Here is a 13675-nt window from a genome sequence, read left to right as displayed (position 1 = left end):
TCAGTCTTGCCTCAGTCTTTGCCGCCAGAGGATGCGCCGCGGCGCTTGTGCTTGAGCGGCGGGGATGGCGTAGATCGACTCCAGCACCTGCCTTGATTCAAGTTGCCGGCTGACGGCGGTAACCCTGTACAGCGTGACCGGGTCACCTTCGGGCATGTGCAAGGCGCGGGTGCTTATGCCGAGGTTTTGTAGCTGGAAGAACCCGTCCGCGCTGGCGTGCCACTGGCCTTGCAGGTCGTGAGGATGCGCCGGCGTAAGGCACGCCTGGCACAACCCTGGCGGCGCAGTTTGCAATTGCGCTTCACCGGCCAGCAGTGTGGCCTCTGCCTGTTCCAACGCCTTCAAACCTTCACGCAGGTGACCGGCCATGCGTGTTTCCACCAGGGCATCGCGCAGGGCGGATGCCGCCAGCAAACCCAGCAGCAGGCTCAGGACCAGCGCCAGCAGCAGCACCACCCCGCGCTGACGCTTCATGGCTCGTCCACCGGGTTGCGCAGCGCCACGCTCAAGTTGTAGCGCTGCTCGAGCTGCAAGGCCGGGTCGAATAACGTCAGTTGCACCTCTACCCGTTCGCCGCCGTGCGCCTTCACATGCTCAACGCGCATTTCTCGTACATGATCCACCAACGGCTGAGTGTTGTTACGCCGCCCGAACCGCAGAACGCTGCCGTCGAGCTGGTAATGATGGCGGCTGATGGGAAACGCCAACGGCAGGCCCCCGCCCGGGCCAACACGTGCCTTGTGCACCTGAACCTCGTTCACGCAGTCGGTCAGCAGGGTCCAGTCCGGCGCCCCAGAGTGCCCGGGCAGTTCTGCCACCACGAGGCTCAGGCTGGCCTGCCCCACCTGCAAGGGTTGGGCAAAGGCATCCCGCGCGGCCGGGTCCTTGAAGTCGCCAGGCTCCAGGCGCAAGCAACCGAACATGCCGGCCATACGAATATCCTGGGCCATGCGCAGTAACGCCAAACGGGCGTCTGCCTGCATGCGCAGGGCCGCGTCCTGTAGCCGCCAACTCTGATGAGCAGAGACGAACAGCTGGCCGGCTGCCGTGAGCAGCATCAGCCCGATGCCGAGTGCCAGTATCGCTTCGACCAGGCCGAAACCTCTCTGTTTACCCCTCATGGCTGGCGCACTGTCAGCGTGCCTGCTGCCCTGGTCCGTTCATGCAGGGCATGCTCGGCCAGCGCCCCCTGCACCTCGCGCCGCGCTGCGTCAGTGGCCTGCGATGCCTGGACCTGCAAAGCCGCCGCAGCGAACAGGCCCAAGGCAACCACCACCACGGCCAGCATCACTTCCAGCAACGTCAGGCCCCGTTGTCTTGCGTGCATCCTTGCACCTCCTGCGACATTTCCCGCGACTGCCGAGCACATGGCGACTGTACCGGCGGCCCAGCCCCCGTGAAGCTAAAAGCCAAGCACTTTTGCGGAGGAATGCACGGTGAAGCAACAGGGTGTAACACTGGTACAAATCATGTTTGTACTGGCTGTAGCGATGCTACTGACACAGCTGGGCATGCCCGCCTACGCCAGATTGAGCGACGACTTACAACGAGCGGCGGTAGCCCGTGACCTTGCCCAGGCGTTGCGTAGCGCACGCAGCCACGCAATGCTCCAAGGCCAGGCGGTACTGGTGCAATCTTTGGACAACAACTGGGGGAATGGCTGGCGCGTGCTGCTCGAACACAATCAACAATTGCTGCGCGAGCACCGTCTATCCCGGCCATTGCAGATCAAAGCCAATACCGGAAGCCAGGTGAAGTTCAGCGCACTGGGCGTGCCACTGGGCAGGAACAACAATTTTGCAGGTGGGCGGCTGGAAGTCTGCGAACGTGCTTCTGCAACCAGCCAGCACCGGGTGGTGCTGGCAACCAGCGGCAGGATCAGCCTGCGCACAGGTGAGCCGGAAAGCTCACTGTGCGCAGCCCCCTGATCAGATCAGCGAGCGAACCCGCAGCTCTTTGGGCATGGAGAACGTGATGTTCTCCGGGCGCCCATCGAGCTCTTCGGCGCCAGTCGCGCCCCAGCCCTTGAGCTGGTCGATCACGCCACGCACCAGCACTTCGGGGGCCGAAGCGCCGGCAGTGATGCCGATCCGCGCTGCCTGGTCGAACCAGCTGCGCTGCATGTCCTCGGCGCCATCGATCAGATAGGCCGGTGTACCCATGCGTTCGGCCAACTCGCGCAGGCGGTTGGAGTTGGAGCTGTTGGGGCTGCCCACCACCAGCACCACGTCGCACTCGCCCGCCAGTTGCTTGACCGCGTCCTGGCGGTTCTGGGTGGCATAGCAGATGTCGTCCTTGCGCGGGCCGCCGATATTCGGGAAGCGTGCGCGCAGGGCGTCGATGACGCGGCTGGTGTCATCCATTGACAGCGTGGTCTGGGTGACGAACGCCAGGTGGTCCGGGTCGCGTACCTGCAGCTTGGCGACATCGTCCTCGTCTTCGACGAGGTAGATGGCGCCGCCATTGCTGGCGTCGTACTGGCCCATGGTGCCTTCGACTTCCGGGTGCCCTTCGTGGCCGATGAGGATGCACTCTCGGCCGTCGCGGCTGTACTTGGCGACCTCGATATGCACCTTGGTCACCAGCGGGCAAGTGGCGTCGAACACCTTCAGGCCACGGCCAGCGGCTTCCTGGCGCACGGCCTGGGAAACACCATGGGCACTGAAGATGACGATGACGTCGTCAGGCACCTGGTCCAGCTCTTCGACGAAGATGGCGCCACGGTTGCGCAGGTCTTCCACCACGAACTTGTTGTGCACCACTTCATGACGCACGTAGATCGGCGGGCCGAAGACTTCCAGCGCACGGTTGACGATCTCGATCGCCCGGTCGACCCCCGCGCAGAAGCCGCGAGGGTTGGCGAGTTTGATTTGCATGCTCGGCTCCAGGCTTACAGGGCCTTCACCTCGAGGATCTCCACCTCGAAGGTCAGGGTCTTGCCAGCCAGTGGGTGATTGAAGTCGATGGTCACCTGGTCGTCATCGAACGCTTTAACCACACCTGGCAGCTCGGTGTTGGCGGCATCGTTGAAGATGATCAGCAGCCCTTCGGAAAGCTCCATGCCGTCGAAGTTGGACCTTGGCATGACCTGCACGTTCTGCGGGTTGGGCTGGCCGAAGGCATTCTCCGGGGCCACTACTACAGTGCGCTTGTCACCGGCCTTGAAACCGAACAGCGCGGTCTCGAAGCCGGGCAGCAGGTTGCCGTCGCCGACCTTGAAGGTGGCCGGGGTCTTGTCGAACGTGCTGTCGACGGTGTCGCCGTTTTCCAGGTGCAGCGCGAAGTGCAGGGTGACTTCGGTGTTCTGGCCGATACGGGTGTCAGTCATGGACCGGATCCTCGGACTTCTTGCTCTTGAACATATCCAGCGCCAGCATCACCGCGCCAACGGTAATAGCGCTGTCGGCCAGGTTGAAGGCCGGGAAGTGATGAATATTCTTCCAGTGCACCAGGATGAAATCGACCACGTGGCCCAGCACGATGCGGTCGTACAGGTTACCCAGCGCACCGCCAAGCACCAACGCCAAGGCCACGGCCAGCCAGGTCTCGTTGCGCCCCAGGCGCTTGAGCCACACCACCAGCACCGCACTGACCGCCACGGCGATCAGGGCGAACAGCCAGCGCTGCCAGCCGGAGCTGTCGGCCAGGAAGCTGAACGCCGCGCCGGTGTTGTAGGCCAAGGTCCAGCTGAAGTAGTCAGGGATGACCACGATCTGCTGGTACATGCTCAGGGCGTTGTTGAAATACAGCTTGCTGGCCTGGTCGAGGACCAGGACCAACAGGCTGAGCCAGAGCCAGCCAAGGCGCCCGAAGCGCCCAGCAGCAGGGTTAGGCATAGTGGCGCACCTCACCGGAGCCGGTCAGGTTGTCGACGCAACGGCTGCAGATTTCCGGGTGCTCTGCGTGGCTGCCGACGTCGGCGCGGAAGTGCCAGCAACGGCCGCACTTGGCGTGGCCGGACTTGACCACTTGCAGCTTGAGGCCCTCGACCTCGGTGGCCACCGCTTCGGCCGGCGCTTGCGCGAACGGCACCACGCTGGCAGCGGAGGTGATCAGCACGAAGCGCAGTTCGTCGCCCAGCTTCGCCAGGTCGGCGCTCAGGCCATCTTCGGCAAACAGGGTGACTTCGGCCTGCAGGTTGCCGCCGATGACTTTGGCGGTACGCTGGTTTTCCAGCTCCTTGTTGACGGCTGCCTTGACCGCCATCACGCGGTCCCAGTAGGCACGGTCCAGCTCGATGCCTTCCGGCAGCTCGCTCAGGCCCTGGTACCAACCGTTGAGCATCACCGACTCGTTACGCTCGCCCGGCAGGTACTGCCAGATTTCGTCGGCGGTGAAGGCCAGGATCGGCGCGATCCAGCGCACCAGCGCCTCGCTGATGTGGTACAGCGCGGTCTGGCAGGAACGGCGGGCGACACTGTTGGCGCCAGTGGTGTACTGGCGGTCCTTGATGATGTCGAGGTAGAAGCCACCCAGCTCTTGCACGCAGAAGTTGTGGATCTTCGAGTAGACGTTCCAGAAACGGTACTCGCTGTAGTGCTCTTCCAGCTCGCGCTGCAGCAGCAGGGCACGGTCCACCGCCCAACGGTCCAGGGCCAGCATGTCTTCGGGGGCCAGCAGGTCGCGGGCCGGGTCGAAGCCGGACAGGTTGGAGAGCAGGAAGCGCGCGGTGTTACGGATGCGGCGGTAGGCGTCGGCGCTGCGCTGCAGGATCTGCTCGGAAACCGCCATTTCACCGGAGTAGTCGGTGGCCGAAACCCACAGGCGCAGGATGTCGGCGCCCAGAGTGTTGTTGACCTTTTCCGGCTCGATGGTATTACCCAGCGACTTGGACATCTTGCGGCCGTTCTCGTCCACGGTGAAGCCGTGGGTCAGCAGCTCGCGGTACGGCGCGTGGTTGTCGATGGCGCAACCGGTGAGCAACGACGAGTGGAACCAGCCGCGGTGCTGGTCGGAGCCTTCCAGGTACAGGTCGGCGACCGGGCCGGTGGCGTGGCCGATGTCATGCGAGCCACGCAGCACGTGCCAGTGCGTGGTACCGGAGTCGAACCACACGTCGAGGGTGTCGGTGATCTTGTCGTACTGGCCCGCTTCGTCACCGATCAGTTCGGCGGCGTCCAGCTTGAACCAGGCTTCGATGCCCTCCTGCTCGACACGCTTGGCCACCGCTTCCATCAGCTCGACGGTACGCGGGTGCAGCTCGCCGGTCTGCTTGTGCAGGAAGAACGGGATCGGCACGCCCCAGTTGCGCTGACGCGAGATGCACCAGTCGGGGCGGTTGGCAATCATCGAATGCAGGCGCGCCTGGCCCCAGGCCGGGACGAACTTGGTGTCTTCGATGGCCTTGAGCGCGCGCTCACGCAGCGGTTCGCCAGTGGTGGGCTGCTTGTCCATGCCGACGAACCACTGCGCGGTGGCACGGTAGATCAGCGGGGTCTTGTGGCGCCAGCAGTGCATGTAGCTGTGGCTGATGGTTTCGGTGTGCATCAGCGCACCGGCTTCGCTGAGCTTCTCGATGATGGCCGGGTTGGCCTTCCAGATGAACTGGCCGCCGAAGAACTCCAGCGACTCGACGTACACGCCGTTGCTCTGCACTGGGGTGAGGATGTCGTCGTTGACCATGCCGTAGCGCTTGCAGGTGACGAAGTCGTCTTCACCGTAGGCAGGCGCGGAGTGAACCACACCGGTGCCAGCGCCCAGTTCGACGTAGTCAGCCAGGTAGATCGGCGACAGGCGGTCATAGAACGGGTGGCGGAAGTTGATCAGCTCCAGGGCCGAACCTTGGGCAGTGGCGATGACCGAGCCTTCCAGGTTGTAGCGCTTGAGGCACGACTCGACCAGCTCTTCGGCCAGCACCAGCAGACGCTCGCCAGTATCGACCAGGGCGTACTTGAACTCCGGGTGGATGTTCAGCGCCTGGTTGGCGGGGATGGTCCAGGCAGTGGTGGTCCAGATCACGATGGCGGCAGGCTTGGGCAGCGAAGCCAGGCCGAACGCGGCGGCCAGCTTGTCGGCGTCGGCGACCGGGAAGGCCACGTCGATGGTCTGCGACTTCTTGTCGGCGTATTCGACTTCGGCTTCGGCCAGCGCCGAACCGCAATCGAAGCACCAGTTCACAGGCTTGAGGCCCTTGAACACGAAGCCTTGCTTGACCATCTCGGCCAGCGCGCGGATTTCACCGGCCTCGTTGGCGAAGTTCATGGTCTTGTACGGGTTGTCCCAGTCGCCCAGCACACCCAGGCGGATGAACTCGGTCTTCTGCCCTTCGATCTGCTCGGCCGCGTACTCGCGGCACAGCTCGCGGGTGCGGTCGGCGGTCAGGTGCTTGCCATGGGTGACCTCGACCTTGTGCTCGATCGGCAGGCCGTGGCAGTCCCAACCCGGCACGTACGGCGCATCGAAGCCTGCCAGGGTCTTGGAGCGGACGATCATGTCCTTGAGAATCTTGTTCAGCGCATGACCGATGTGAATCTTGCCGTTGGCATAGGGCGGGCCGTCGTGCAGGACGAACTTCGGACGATCCTTGCCAATTTCGCGCAGCTTCTGGTACAGGCCAATGCTGTCCCAGCGCTGCAGGATCTGCGGTTCGCGCTGAGGCAGGCCGGCCTTCATGGGGAAGGCGGTGTCCGGAAGGTTAAGCGTGGCTTTGTAGTCGGTCATTTCAGGCTCTTCGTTAGCGGTTGAGCGTGCCAATGTGCACGTGCGGCGGCGATATCCGCATCGATCGCCGACTTCAGCGCCTCCAGGGAGGCGAATCGCTGCTCTTCACGCAGCTTGTGGTGGAATTCCACCGTCAGGCGCCGGCCATACAGATCGCCGGCATAATCCAGTAGATGAATCTCGAGGTGCGGGCGGCCGTCACCGGCCACGGTGGGGCGTACACCAATGTTGCCGACACCCGGCCAGGCCTTGCCGTCGATTTCGATGCTGGCCAGGTAAACCCCGGACAGCGGCACGCGGCGGCGCTTGAGCTGGATGTTGGCGGTGGGTGTGCCGAGCTGGCGGGCCAGCTTCTGGCCGTGGAGGACGCGCCCGCTAATGCGGTATGGGCGGCCCAGCAGATGCTCGGCGAGCTCGAAGTTGCCTTCGGACAGCGCCTTGCGCACCTCGGTGCTGCTGACTCGCAGGCCGTCCTGGATCACCGTGTTCGCGGCTTCGACAGAGAAGCCATACTGCTTGCCGGCTTCGATCAGGAAGGCGAAATCGCCGGCGCGGTCGCAGCCGAAGCGGAAGTCGTCGCCCACTTCAAGGTGGCGCACGCCCAGGCCGTCGACCAGGATCGCCTTGACGAACTCATCGGCGCTGAGCTTGCTCAGGCGCTGATTGAAAGCCAGGCACAGCACCCGATCAATGCCTTCAGCGGCCAGCAGCTCGACCTTGTCGCGCAGGCGCGCCAGGCGGGCCGGTGCGGTGTCCGGGGCGAAGTACTCGCGCGGCTGCGGCTCGAAGATCACCACGCAGGTCGGCAGGCCAAGCGCCTGGCCGCGCTCGCGCAGGCGCGCCAGGATCGCCTGGTGGCCGCGGTGAACCCCGTCGAAGTTGCCAATGGTGGCGACACAGCCCCGGTGCTCGGGGCGCAGGTTGTGAAGACCTCGAACCAGCTGCATAACGCGCTTCTTGCTCATAAAGTGGCCGATTATAACCACACCCGGGCGCCGGTGACAGGCAGCAGCGCCCGGGGGTGGCGTGGAATAGGAAAAACCGACGCCTGACCCGCTTTCTATCTCAGTGCAGGGCCTTGCGGGCGAAGTGCCGAGGCCTGAAGCCGCACAGGTACAGGCAACCGAAATAGGTCACGATACCTGCCGCGATCAACGCCCCCAGGCGCATGAACCGTTCAAACATGTTGCCCTGCTCCCAGGCTGGCAGGTAATGCATGCCCACCAGCAGTACCGCCACCATCAAGGTCACCGCAAACACCAGCTTGAGCAGGAACATCATCCAGCCCGGCTGAGGTTGGAACAGCTGCTTGCTGCGCAGCTTCCAGAACAGCAGGCCAGCATTGAGGCAGGCACCCAGGCTGATCGCCAGGGCAAGGCCGGCGTGCTGCAGTGGACCGACCAAGGCGAGGTTGAACAATTGGGTGCAGACCAGGGTGAAGATCGCGATGCGCACCGGCGTACGGATATTCTGCTGCGCATAGAAGCCCGGTGCCAGTACCTTGACCAGAATGATTGCCAACAGGCCTACCGAATAGGCGATCAGGGCGCGCTGGGTCATCGCCGCATCGAACGCGGTGAACTTGCCATATTGGAACAGCGCGACGGTCAGCGGCTCGGCAAGGATAGCCAGGGCCAGTGTGCACGGCAGCACCAGCAGGAAGCACAGGCGCAGGCCCCAGTCGAGAATCCGCGAATACTCCTCACGGTCCTTGTTGGCGTAGGTCTTGGCCAGGGTCGGCAGCAAAATGGTGCCCAGGGCTACGCCAAGCACACCCGATGGCAGCTCCATCAGGCGGTCGGCGTAGTACATCCACGACACCGAGCCAGCCACCAGGAAGGAGGCGAAAATGGTGTTGATGATCAGCGAAATCTGGCTGACGGAAACGCCGAGGATGGCTGGCAGCATCTGCTTGAGTACCCGCCACACGCCGCTGTCCCGCAGGTTGATCCGCGGCAGCACCAGCATGCCGATCTTCTTCAGCGCTGGCAGCTGGTACAGCAACTGCGCCAGGCCGCCGGCCAGCACGCCCCAGGCCAGCGCCATGATCGGTGGATCGAAGTACGGCGTCAGCAGCACGGCGAAGATGATCATCGCCACATTGAGCAAGGTTGGCGTGAACGCCGGGACCGAGAAGCGGTTCCAGGTATTGAGGATCGCCCCCGCCAGGGACGACAGAGAGATCAGCAATATATAAGGAAAGGTGACCCGCAGCAGGTCGGTGGTCAGCTGGTATTTCTCGGTACTGTCGACAAAGCCTGGCGCGGTGGCCCACACCACCCAGGGTGCGGCGAAGATGCCGATCACCGTGACCAGGGCAAGGATCAGCGTCAGCAGGCCGCTGACATAGGCAATGAAGGTGCGCGTCGCCTCATCGCCCTGCTGGGTCTTGTACTCGGCCAGAATCGGCACGAACGCCTGGGAAAACGCGCCCTCGGCAAAAATACGCCGCAGCAGGTTGGGCAGCTTGAAGGCGATGAAGAAGGCATCGGTGGCGATGCCGGCACCGAAAACACGGGCCAGGATGGTATCGCGCACGAAACCCAGCACCCGGGAAACCATGGTGATGGAACTGACTGCAGCCAGGGATTTGAGCAGGTTCATCGAAAAGATTCACGCCAAGGGCAGAGGACGCTGCCAGACAGCGTCCGAATGTGCGATACTCCCGCGCCTTCGCAGGGGAGCCAAAAATTCCCGAGTTTACAGGTCGTGCAGCAGAAAGGAATATTTCCCTCCTGTTGGTGCGCCGCTCGGCGGAACCTTGCAGGTGGCCTTGACATCCGTTCAAGTGATCGGCATGATTCGCGGCCTATTTTGTTTGCTATTTACCTAAAGTCTTTCGAGGAGCTCGACGGTGGCCAACACACCTTCCGCCAAGAAACGTGCAAAACAGGCTGAGAAGCGTCGCAGCCACAACGCCAGCCTGCGTTCCATGGTCCGCACCTACATCAAGAATGTAGTTAAAGCCATCGACGCAAAAGACGCCGATAAAGCGCAAGCCGCTTACGTTCTGGCTGTACCTGTAATCGACCGTATGGCCGACAAAGGTATCATCCACAAGAACAAAGCTGCTCGCCACAAAGGCCGTCTGAATGGCCACATCAAGGCGCTGAAAGAAGCTGCAGCTGCCTAAGCGACGCTTTAGTCGAAAAACCGGCCCTAGGGTCGGTTTTTTATTGCCTGCGATTTATGCACGGGCAACAAAAATGCGGGGCTGCACTTGGCAGCCCCGCTGGTGTATCACCTGGCGATCTGAATCTTCGGCGCCCACTGCAGCCAGGTGTCCTCCGGCTTGTCGAACAGGGCAAAGGTCTGCTGCGGCCGCGCTGGGTTGCCCATCTGCTCGCCGTCTGGCGTGGCGAAGGCAATGCCCCCATCAATGAGCGTTTCCAGCGACTCGGTACGCACGGTGGCACCTTTGAACAAGCCCCAGTCGAAACCGAAGCCACTGCTGTTCCAGAACCGGCTGCCGCCACGCACCAAGGCGGCATAGCGCGGCTCGATCAGGATGTGAATCAGCACGCGATCTGCGGTCTGGCCCAGCTCGAAGCCAGTCACCTTGCCCACCGCGACTTCACGGTAGGTCACCGGCACGCCAGGCTTGATCGAGCCACGACGCGGGGCGCTGAGGGTCAGTGGTAGGCCGACCTCCTCACCTTTTACCTCAGGCGCTTCGGCCAGGGCGATGAAATCCCGCTGCGGCCCCTTGTCCTTCACTGCAGGCTGCACTTCCAGGTACTGCCCGCCAATCAGCGTATCCAGGTTCTCGGTACGCACCAGCCCCAGGGCCGGCTTTACCACCCAGAACTGCGTCCCGGCGCGCGCGATACGGTCTGCCGACTCCGTGATGCGTGCTCGCAGCAGCACTGCCTGCAGGTCCTTGGTCAGGTCGACACTTTCGATACTGCCCACGTCCAGGCCGCGGAAGCGGATCGGCGTGCCTGGCTTAAGGCCATCGGCACGGTCCACACGAATGGTGATCAGCGTACCGGCGCGGTTCACCGCCTCCTGGCTGTCATGTAGGCGGAAGCGCGGGATATGGCGTTTGAGCGCCACATTCGGCGACGGCGTATCAAAGGCGATGCCGCCAGCCATCAAGGTTTGCAGCGATTCGCTCTTTATCTTGATACCGGAGAGGCCTCCCGTGAGGGTAATGCCGCTGACGTTCCAGAAGCGCGATGAGCCATTGACCAGCTTTTCGTATTCTTTTTCGATGTGCACGCCAATCAGGATGCGATTGCTGTTACGGGCAAACTGGTAACTCTGCACGCTGCCGACCTTGACCTGGCGGTACATCACCGGGCTACCGACTTCCAGCGAGCCAAGGGTGTCGGCGAACAGCACCAGGTGCAGGCCTGGCGCCTTGAGGTCGAGCGGCGGCGCCTTGGGCCGCGCCTCGAACTCGCGTTGTGGCGTTGCACCCTTCTCACCCGGGCGAATGGCGATGTAATTGCCCTTGACCAAGGCTTCCAGGCCAGTGATACCCGCCAGGGAAATGGACGGTTTCACCACCCAGAACTGTGTGCCATCGACCAGATAGTCTTCGGTCAGCGGGTCCAGCGTCAGTTCGGCCATGGCGCTGCCGAGGTTGTCTTCCATCTTCAGGGTTTTCAGCGAGCCAACCTGGATGCCCTTGTACATGACAGGCGTTCGGCCTGCCTGCAAGCCTTCGTAGTCGCTCAACTTGACCTTCACCCGGATGCCCGCTTGAGCTGCGTCGAAGTCTTCATAGAGGCGGAACGGCAGGCTTGGGTCCGTGGGCGGGCTGTCCTTGCGGTACTCCGGGGTAGCGAAGGCGATGCCGCCGGCAACGATGCTGGACAGCGACTCACTGCGCACCTTCACCCCGGACAGGCCGGCATCGATGCTGATGCCACTGGCATTCCAGAAGCGCGTGTGTTTGCGCACCAGGCTGGCGTAGGCCGGCTCGATGAACACTTTGACCTCGACAGTGCTCTGGTCCTCCGAAAGGCGGTAGCTCTTCACCCGGCCAACCTGGATCTGCTTGTAGAACACCGGGCTGTCACGGTTCAGCGAGCCCAGGCGCTCGGCCTTGAGGGTGAGGTGCAGGCCTGGCTCGCTGTCAGACAGCGGTGGCGCCACCTTCAACGCGGTGAAGCGCTTGGTGCGCTCACCCTCGCCAGGGCTGACGGCAATGTAATTACCTGACACCAATGTTTCAAGGCCGGTGATGCCCGCCAGGGTGACACTGGGTTTGACCAGCCAGAAGCGCGTGCCCTTGGTCAGGTGAGGCTCGGCAGCCTGGTTCATCTCAATGGTGGCAATAACGCCCTGCTTCTCGCCCTCGGCATCGAGCACCAGGCTCTTTACTTTGCCGACCGGCATGCCCTTGAAGATCACCTCGGTCTTGTTGGCGACGATACCCTCACCGCTTTCGAACCGAACCTCGATTTCCACGCCGGCTTCGCGATAGGCCTGCCAGGCTAGCCAGCCACCAATCATCAGTGCAATCAGCGGCAGAATCCAGATGGCCGACCAATTGGAGGCTGGGCGGGTTTTAGCCGTTGGCATGTCACTCATTGTCGTCATCCGACTCCGTGTTATCCCAGATCAGCCGGGGATCGAAAGTTAAAGCAGCGAGCATCGTGAGTATCACCACAGTAGCGAAGGCGACAGCGCCCAGGTTGGCTTCGACACTGGCAATGCGGCCGAAATTCACCACCGCCACCAGGATGGCAATGACGAAGATGTCCAGCATGGACCAGCGCCCTATGAATTCGATGAAACGGTACATGAGGATGCGTTGCCGCGCCGATAAGGGCTGGCGGCGCTGCACCGAATACAACAGCAGCGCGATCCCCACCAGCTTGAACGTGGGCACCAGGATACTGGCGATGAAGACCACGGCGGCAATTGGCACCATGCCGTGCTTGAGCAGGGTAATGACCCCCGACATGATCGTGTCCGGGCTACCCTGCCCCAGCGTGCTGACGGTCATGATCGGCAGCAGGTTGGCCGGGATGTACAAAATAGAAGCGGCAATCAGCAGCGCCCAGGTTCGTATGATGCTGTTGGGGCGCCGTGCATGCACGAGGGCACCGCAGCGCGTGCAAGCCTGCGAGGTGCTATCGGGGTCTTGCCGGTTAAGTTCATGACACTCATTGCAGACCAGAATGCCTGCATCAATCGCCCGCATGGAGATCCTCCCCCGACAACGCGCTCCATATCTGGTGTGGAGACATCACCACTTCAAGCCACACCTGGATCAACAGCAGGCTGATGAAACAGAACAACCCAAGCCCCACGGTCAATTCGGCCAGATCGACCAGCTTGACGATCGCCACCAGCACACCCATGAAGTAGACCTCGAGCATGCCCCAGTCACGCACGTGGTGATAGATGCGGTAACACAACAGGCCATAGCTGCGCCCCACGTTCAAACGGATGCTCAGCAGTACCAGCAGTTGGCACAGGAGCTTGAGGAACGGAATGGCCATGCTGCACAGGAACACCACGACTGCGACACCGCGCATGTCCGAGTTGTACAGGCCCACCACTCCACTCCACACCGTATCGTCTGAAGTCTGGCCAAGCAGATGCAATTGCATGATCGGCAGGAAATTGGCTGGCACAAATAGCAGCAGCGCAGTCAGTACCAGGGCCAGGCTACGGTTGACCACATTGTGCCGGTGAGCGTACAGCTCATAGCCGCAGCGGGGGCATTGGGCTTTTTCATCGTGCTGCAGTGTCGGCTTGCGCATCAGCAGGTCGCATTCGTGACAGGCGACCAGTTCGTCCAGCGGCAACTGCTCTAACGCTTGAGTTTCGACTGGGTTGGGCATCTCGAGGTTCTGAATAGGTACGTCGGCTCTATTCTAGTGTTCCAGCTCGAAATGTGGGAGCCGACTTTCCGGCTAAGGAGGCTGGAAAGACAAAACCCCTACCTGCTCGCGCAGATAGGGGTTTTGCGAAATGAATCTTGACGATGACCTACTCTCACATGGGGAAACCCCACACTACCATCGGCGATGCATCGTTTCACTACTGAGTTCGG

At 62.3% G+C, this 13675-nt stretch carries 14 protein-coding genes; 2 read left to right on the top strand and 12 right to left on the bottom strand.

The window, feature by feature from the left end; genetic code table 11:
* Genes ABEH27_RS23615 through ABEH27_RS23605 form a run of 3 tightly spaced genes read right to left on the bottom strand, consistent with a single transcriptional unit; the run spans window position 1 to window position 1327 of the window.
* Window positions 1–474: a hypothetical protein gene (locus tag ABEH27_RS23615; protein ID WP_346615885.1), complete on the bottom strand. Its 474-nt coding sequence runs from the start codon at window positions 472–474 to the stop codon at window positions 1–3.
* The gene (locus ABEH27_RS23610; RefSeq protein ID WP_346615884.1) at window positions 471–1121 is read right to left on the bottom strand and encodes a prepilin-type N-terminal cleavage/methylation domain-containing protein; all 651 of its coding nucleotides are present in this window, start codon (window positions 1119–1121) and stop codon (window positions 471–473) included. Before ABEH27_RS23610 ends, ABEH27_RS23615 begins: the two co-directional genes overlap by 4 nt.
* Complete coding sequence (locus tag ABEH27_RS23605; protein ID WP_346615883.1) at window positions 1118–1327, bottom strand: prepilin-type N-terminal cleavage/methylation domain-containing protein; 210 nt, start codon at window positions 1325–1327, stop codon at window positions 1118–1120. Before ABEH27_RS23605 ends, ABEH27_RS23610 begins: the two co-directional genes overlap by 4 nt.
* Window positions 1328–1436: 109 nt before the next feature.
* Between ABEH27_RS23605 and ABEH27_RS23600 the strand changes: the two genes are divergently transcribed.
* Window positions 1437–1928 (top strand): GspH/FimT family pseudopilin, encoded by a 492-nt coding sequence (locus tag ABEH27_RS23600; protein ID WP_346615882.1) that lies wholly within the window; start codon window positions 1437–1439, stop codon window positions 1926–1928.
* Here the strand turns inward: ABEH27_RS23600 and ispH are convergent, their stop codons facing one another.
* From ispH to murJ, 6 genes are all read right to left on the bottom strand, one after another.
* The gene (gene ispH, locus ABEH27_RS23595) at window positions 1929–2876 is read right to left on the bottom strand and encodes a 4-hydroxy-3-methylbut-2-enyl diphosphate reductase (protein WP_346615881.1); all 948 of its coding nucleotides are present in this window, start codon (window positions 2874–2876) and stop codon (window positions 1929–1931) included.
* A gap of 14 nt (window positions 2877–2890) precedes the next feature.
* Window positions 2891–3328 (bottom strand): FKBP-type peptidyl-prolyl cis-trans isomerase, encoded by a 438-nt coding sequence (fkpB, locus tag ABEH27_RS23590; protein ID WP_346615880.1) that lies wholly within the window; start codon window positions 3326–3328, stop codon window positions 2891–2893.
* Entirely contained in the window at window positions 3321–3836 is a 516-nt protein-coding gene (lspA, locus tag ABEH27_RS23585) for a signal peptidase II (protein ID WP_346615879.1), read from the bottom strand. Before lspA ends, fkpB begins: the two co-directional genes overlap by 8 nt.
* A complete protein-coding gene (ileS, locus tag ABEH27_RS23580; protein ID WP_346615878.1) occupies window positions 3829–6660 on the bottom strand; it encodes an isoleucine--tRNA ligase in 2832 nt (943 codons plus the stop codon). The genes lspA and ileS overlap by 8 nt, the downstream gene beginning before the upstream one ends.
* Window positions 6657–7607 carry a bifunctional riboflavin kinase/FAD synthetase gene (gene ribF, locus ABEH27_RS23575; RefSeq protein WP_346615877.1) on the bottom strand — a complete coding sequence of 317 codons (951 nt, stop codon included), beginning with the start codon at window positions 7605–7607 and terminating at the stop codon, window positions 6657–6659. Before ribF ends, ileS begins: the two co-directional genes overlap by 4 nt.
* Before the next feature lie 118 nt (window positions 7608–7725).
* Window positions 7726–9264: a murein biosynthesis integral membrane protein MurJ gene (gene murJ, locus ABEH27_RS23570; protein WP_346615876.1), complete on the bottom strand. Its 1539-nt coding sequence runs from the start codon at window positions 9262–9264 to the stop codon at window positions 7726–7728.
* Window positions 9265–9514: 250 nt separating this feature from the next.
* Here murJ and rpsT point away from each other — a divergent pair, with 250 nt between their 5' ends.
* Window positions 9515–9793, top strand: coding sequence for a 30S ribosomal protein S20 (gene rpsT, locus ABEH27_RS23565; RefSeq protein ID WP_016484776.1), 279 nt, complete (start codon window positions 9515–9517; stop codon window positions 9791–9793).
* A gap of 107 nt (window positions 9794–9900) precedes the next feature.
* Here rpsT and ABEH27_RS23560 read toward each other — a convergent pair whose 3' ends face one another.
* Genes ABEH27_RS23560 through ABEH27_RS23550 form a run of 3 tightly spaced genes read right to left on the bottom strand, consistent with a single transcriptional unit; the run spans window position 9901 to window position 13463 of the window.
* Window positions 9901–12201: an MlaD family protein gene (locus ABEH27_RS23560; protein WP_346615923.1), complete on the bottom strand. Its 2301-nt coding sequence runs from the start codon at window positions 12199–12201 to the stop codon at window positions 9901–9903.
* Window positions 12194–12817 carry a paraquat-inducible protein A gene (locus ABEH27_RS23555; RefSeq protein ID WP_346615875.1) on the bottom strand — a complete coding sequence of 208 codons (624 nt, stop codon included), beginning with the start codon at window positions 12815–12817 and terminating at the stop codon, window positions 12194–12196. Before ABEH27_RS23555 ends, ABEH27_RS23560 begins: the two co-directional genes overlap by 8 nt.
* Window positions 12804–13463, bottom strand: a complete 660-nt coding sequence (locus tag ABEH27_RS23550; RefSeq protein ID WP_346615874.1) for a paraquat-inducible protein A — start codon at window positions 13461–13463, stop codon at window positions 12804–12806. Before ABEH27_RS23550 ends, ABEH27_RS23555 begins: the two co-directional genes overlap by 14 nt.
* Window positions 13464–13675: the final 212 nt, after the last annotated feature.

Origin of the sequence: Pseudomonas sp. P39-UII1, assembly GCF_039672635.1 — a bacterium.
Lineage (GTDB): Bacteria > Pseudomonadota > Gammaproteobacteria > Pseudomonadales > Pseudomonadaceae > Aquipseudomonas.
This window is presented reverse-complemented; position numbering and strand designations above follow the sequence as displayed.

Excerpts from the sequence above, each read along its gene's own strand:
- ABEH27_RS23615 (WP_346615885.1), bottom strand. The coding sequence starts at position 474 with ATGAAGCGTCAGCGCGGGGTGGTGCTGCTGCTGGCGCTGGTCCTGAGC.
- ABEH27_RS23610 (WP_346615884.1), bottom strand. The coding sequence starts at position 1,121 with ATGAGGGGTAAACAGAGAGGTTTCGGCCTGGTCGAAGCGATACTGGCA.
- ABEH27_RS23605 (WP_346615883.1), bottom strand. The coding sequence starts at position 1,327 with ATGCACGCAAGACAACGGGGCCTGACGTTGCTGGAAGTGATGCTGGCC.
- ispH (WP_346615881.1), bottom strand. The coding sequence starts at position 2,876 with ATGCAAATCAAACTCGCCAACCCTCGCGGCTTCTGCGCGGGGGTCGAC.
- fkpB (WP_346615880.1), bottom strand. The coding sequence starts at position 3,328 with ATGACTGACACCCGTATCGGCCAGAACACCGAAGTCACCCTGCACTTC.
- lspA (WP_346615879.1), bottom strand. The coding sequence starts at position 3,836 with ATGCCTAACCCTGCTGCTGGGCGCTTCGGGCGCCTTGGCTGGCTCTGG.
- ileS (WP_346615878.1), bottom strand. The coding sequence starts at position 6,660 with ATGACCGACTACAAAGCCACGCTTAACCTTCCGGACACCGCCTTCCCC.
- ribF (WP_346615877.1), bottom strand. The coding sequence starts at position 7,607 with ATGCAGCTGGTTCGAGGTCTTCACAACCTGCGCCCCGAGCACCGGGGC.
- murJ (WP_346615876.1), bottom strand. The coding sequence starts at position 9,264 with ATGAACCTGCTCAAATCCCTGGCTGCAGTCAGTTCCATCACCATGGTT.
- ABEH27_RS23560 (WP_346615923.1), bottom strand. The coding sequence starts at position 12,201 with ATGAGTGACATGCCAACGGCTAAAACCCGCCCAGCCTCCAATTGGTCG.
- ABEH27_RS23555 (WP_346615875.1), bottom strand. The coding sequence starts at position 12,817 with ATGCGGGCGATTGATGCAGGCATTCTGGTCTGCAATGAGTGTCATGAA.
- ABEH27_RS23550 (WP_346615874.1), bottom strand. The coding sequence starts at position 13,463 with ATGCCCAACCCAGTCGAAACTCAAGCGTTAGAGCAGTTGCCGCTGGAC.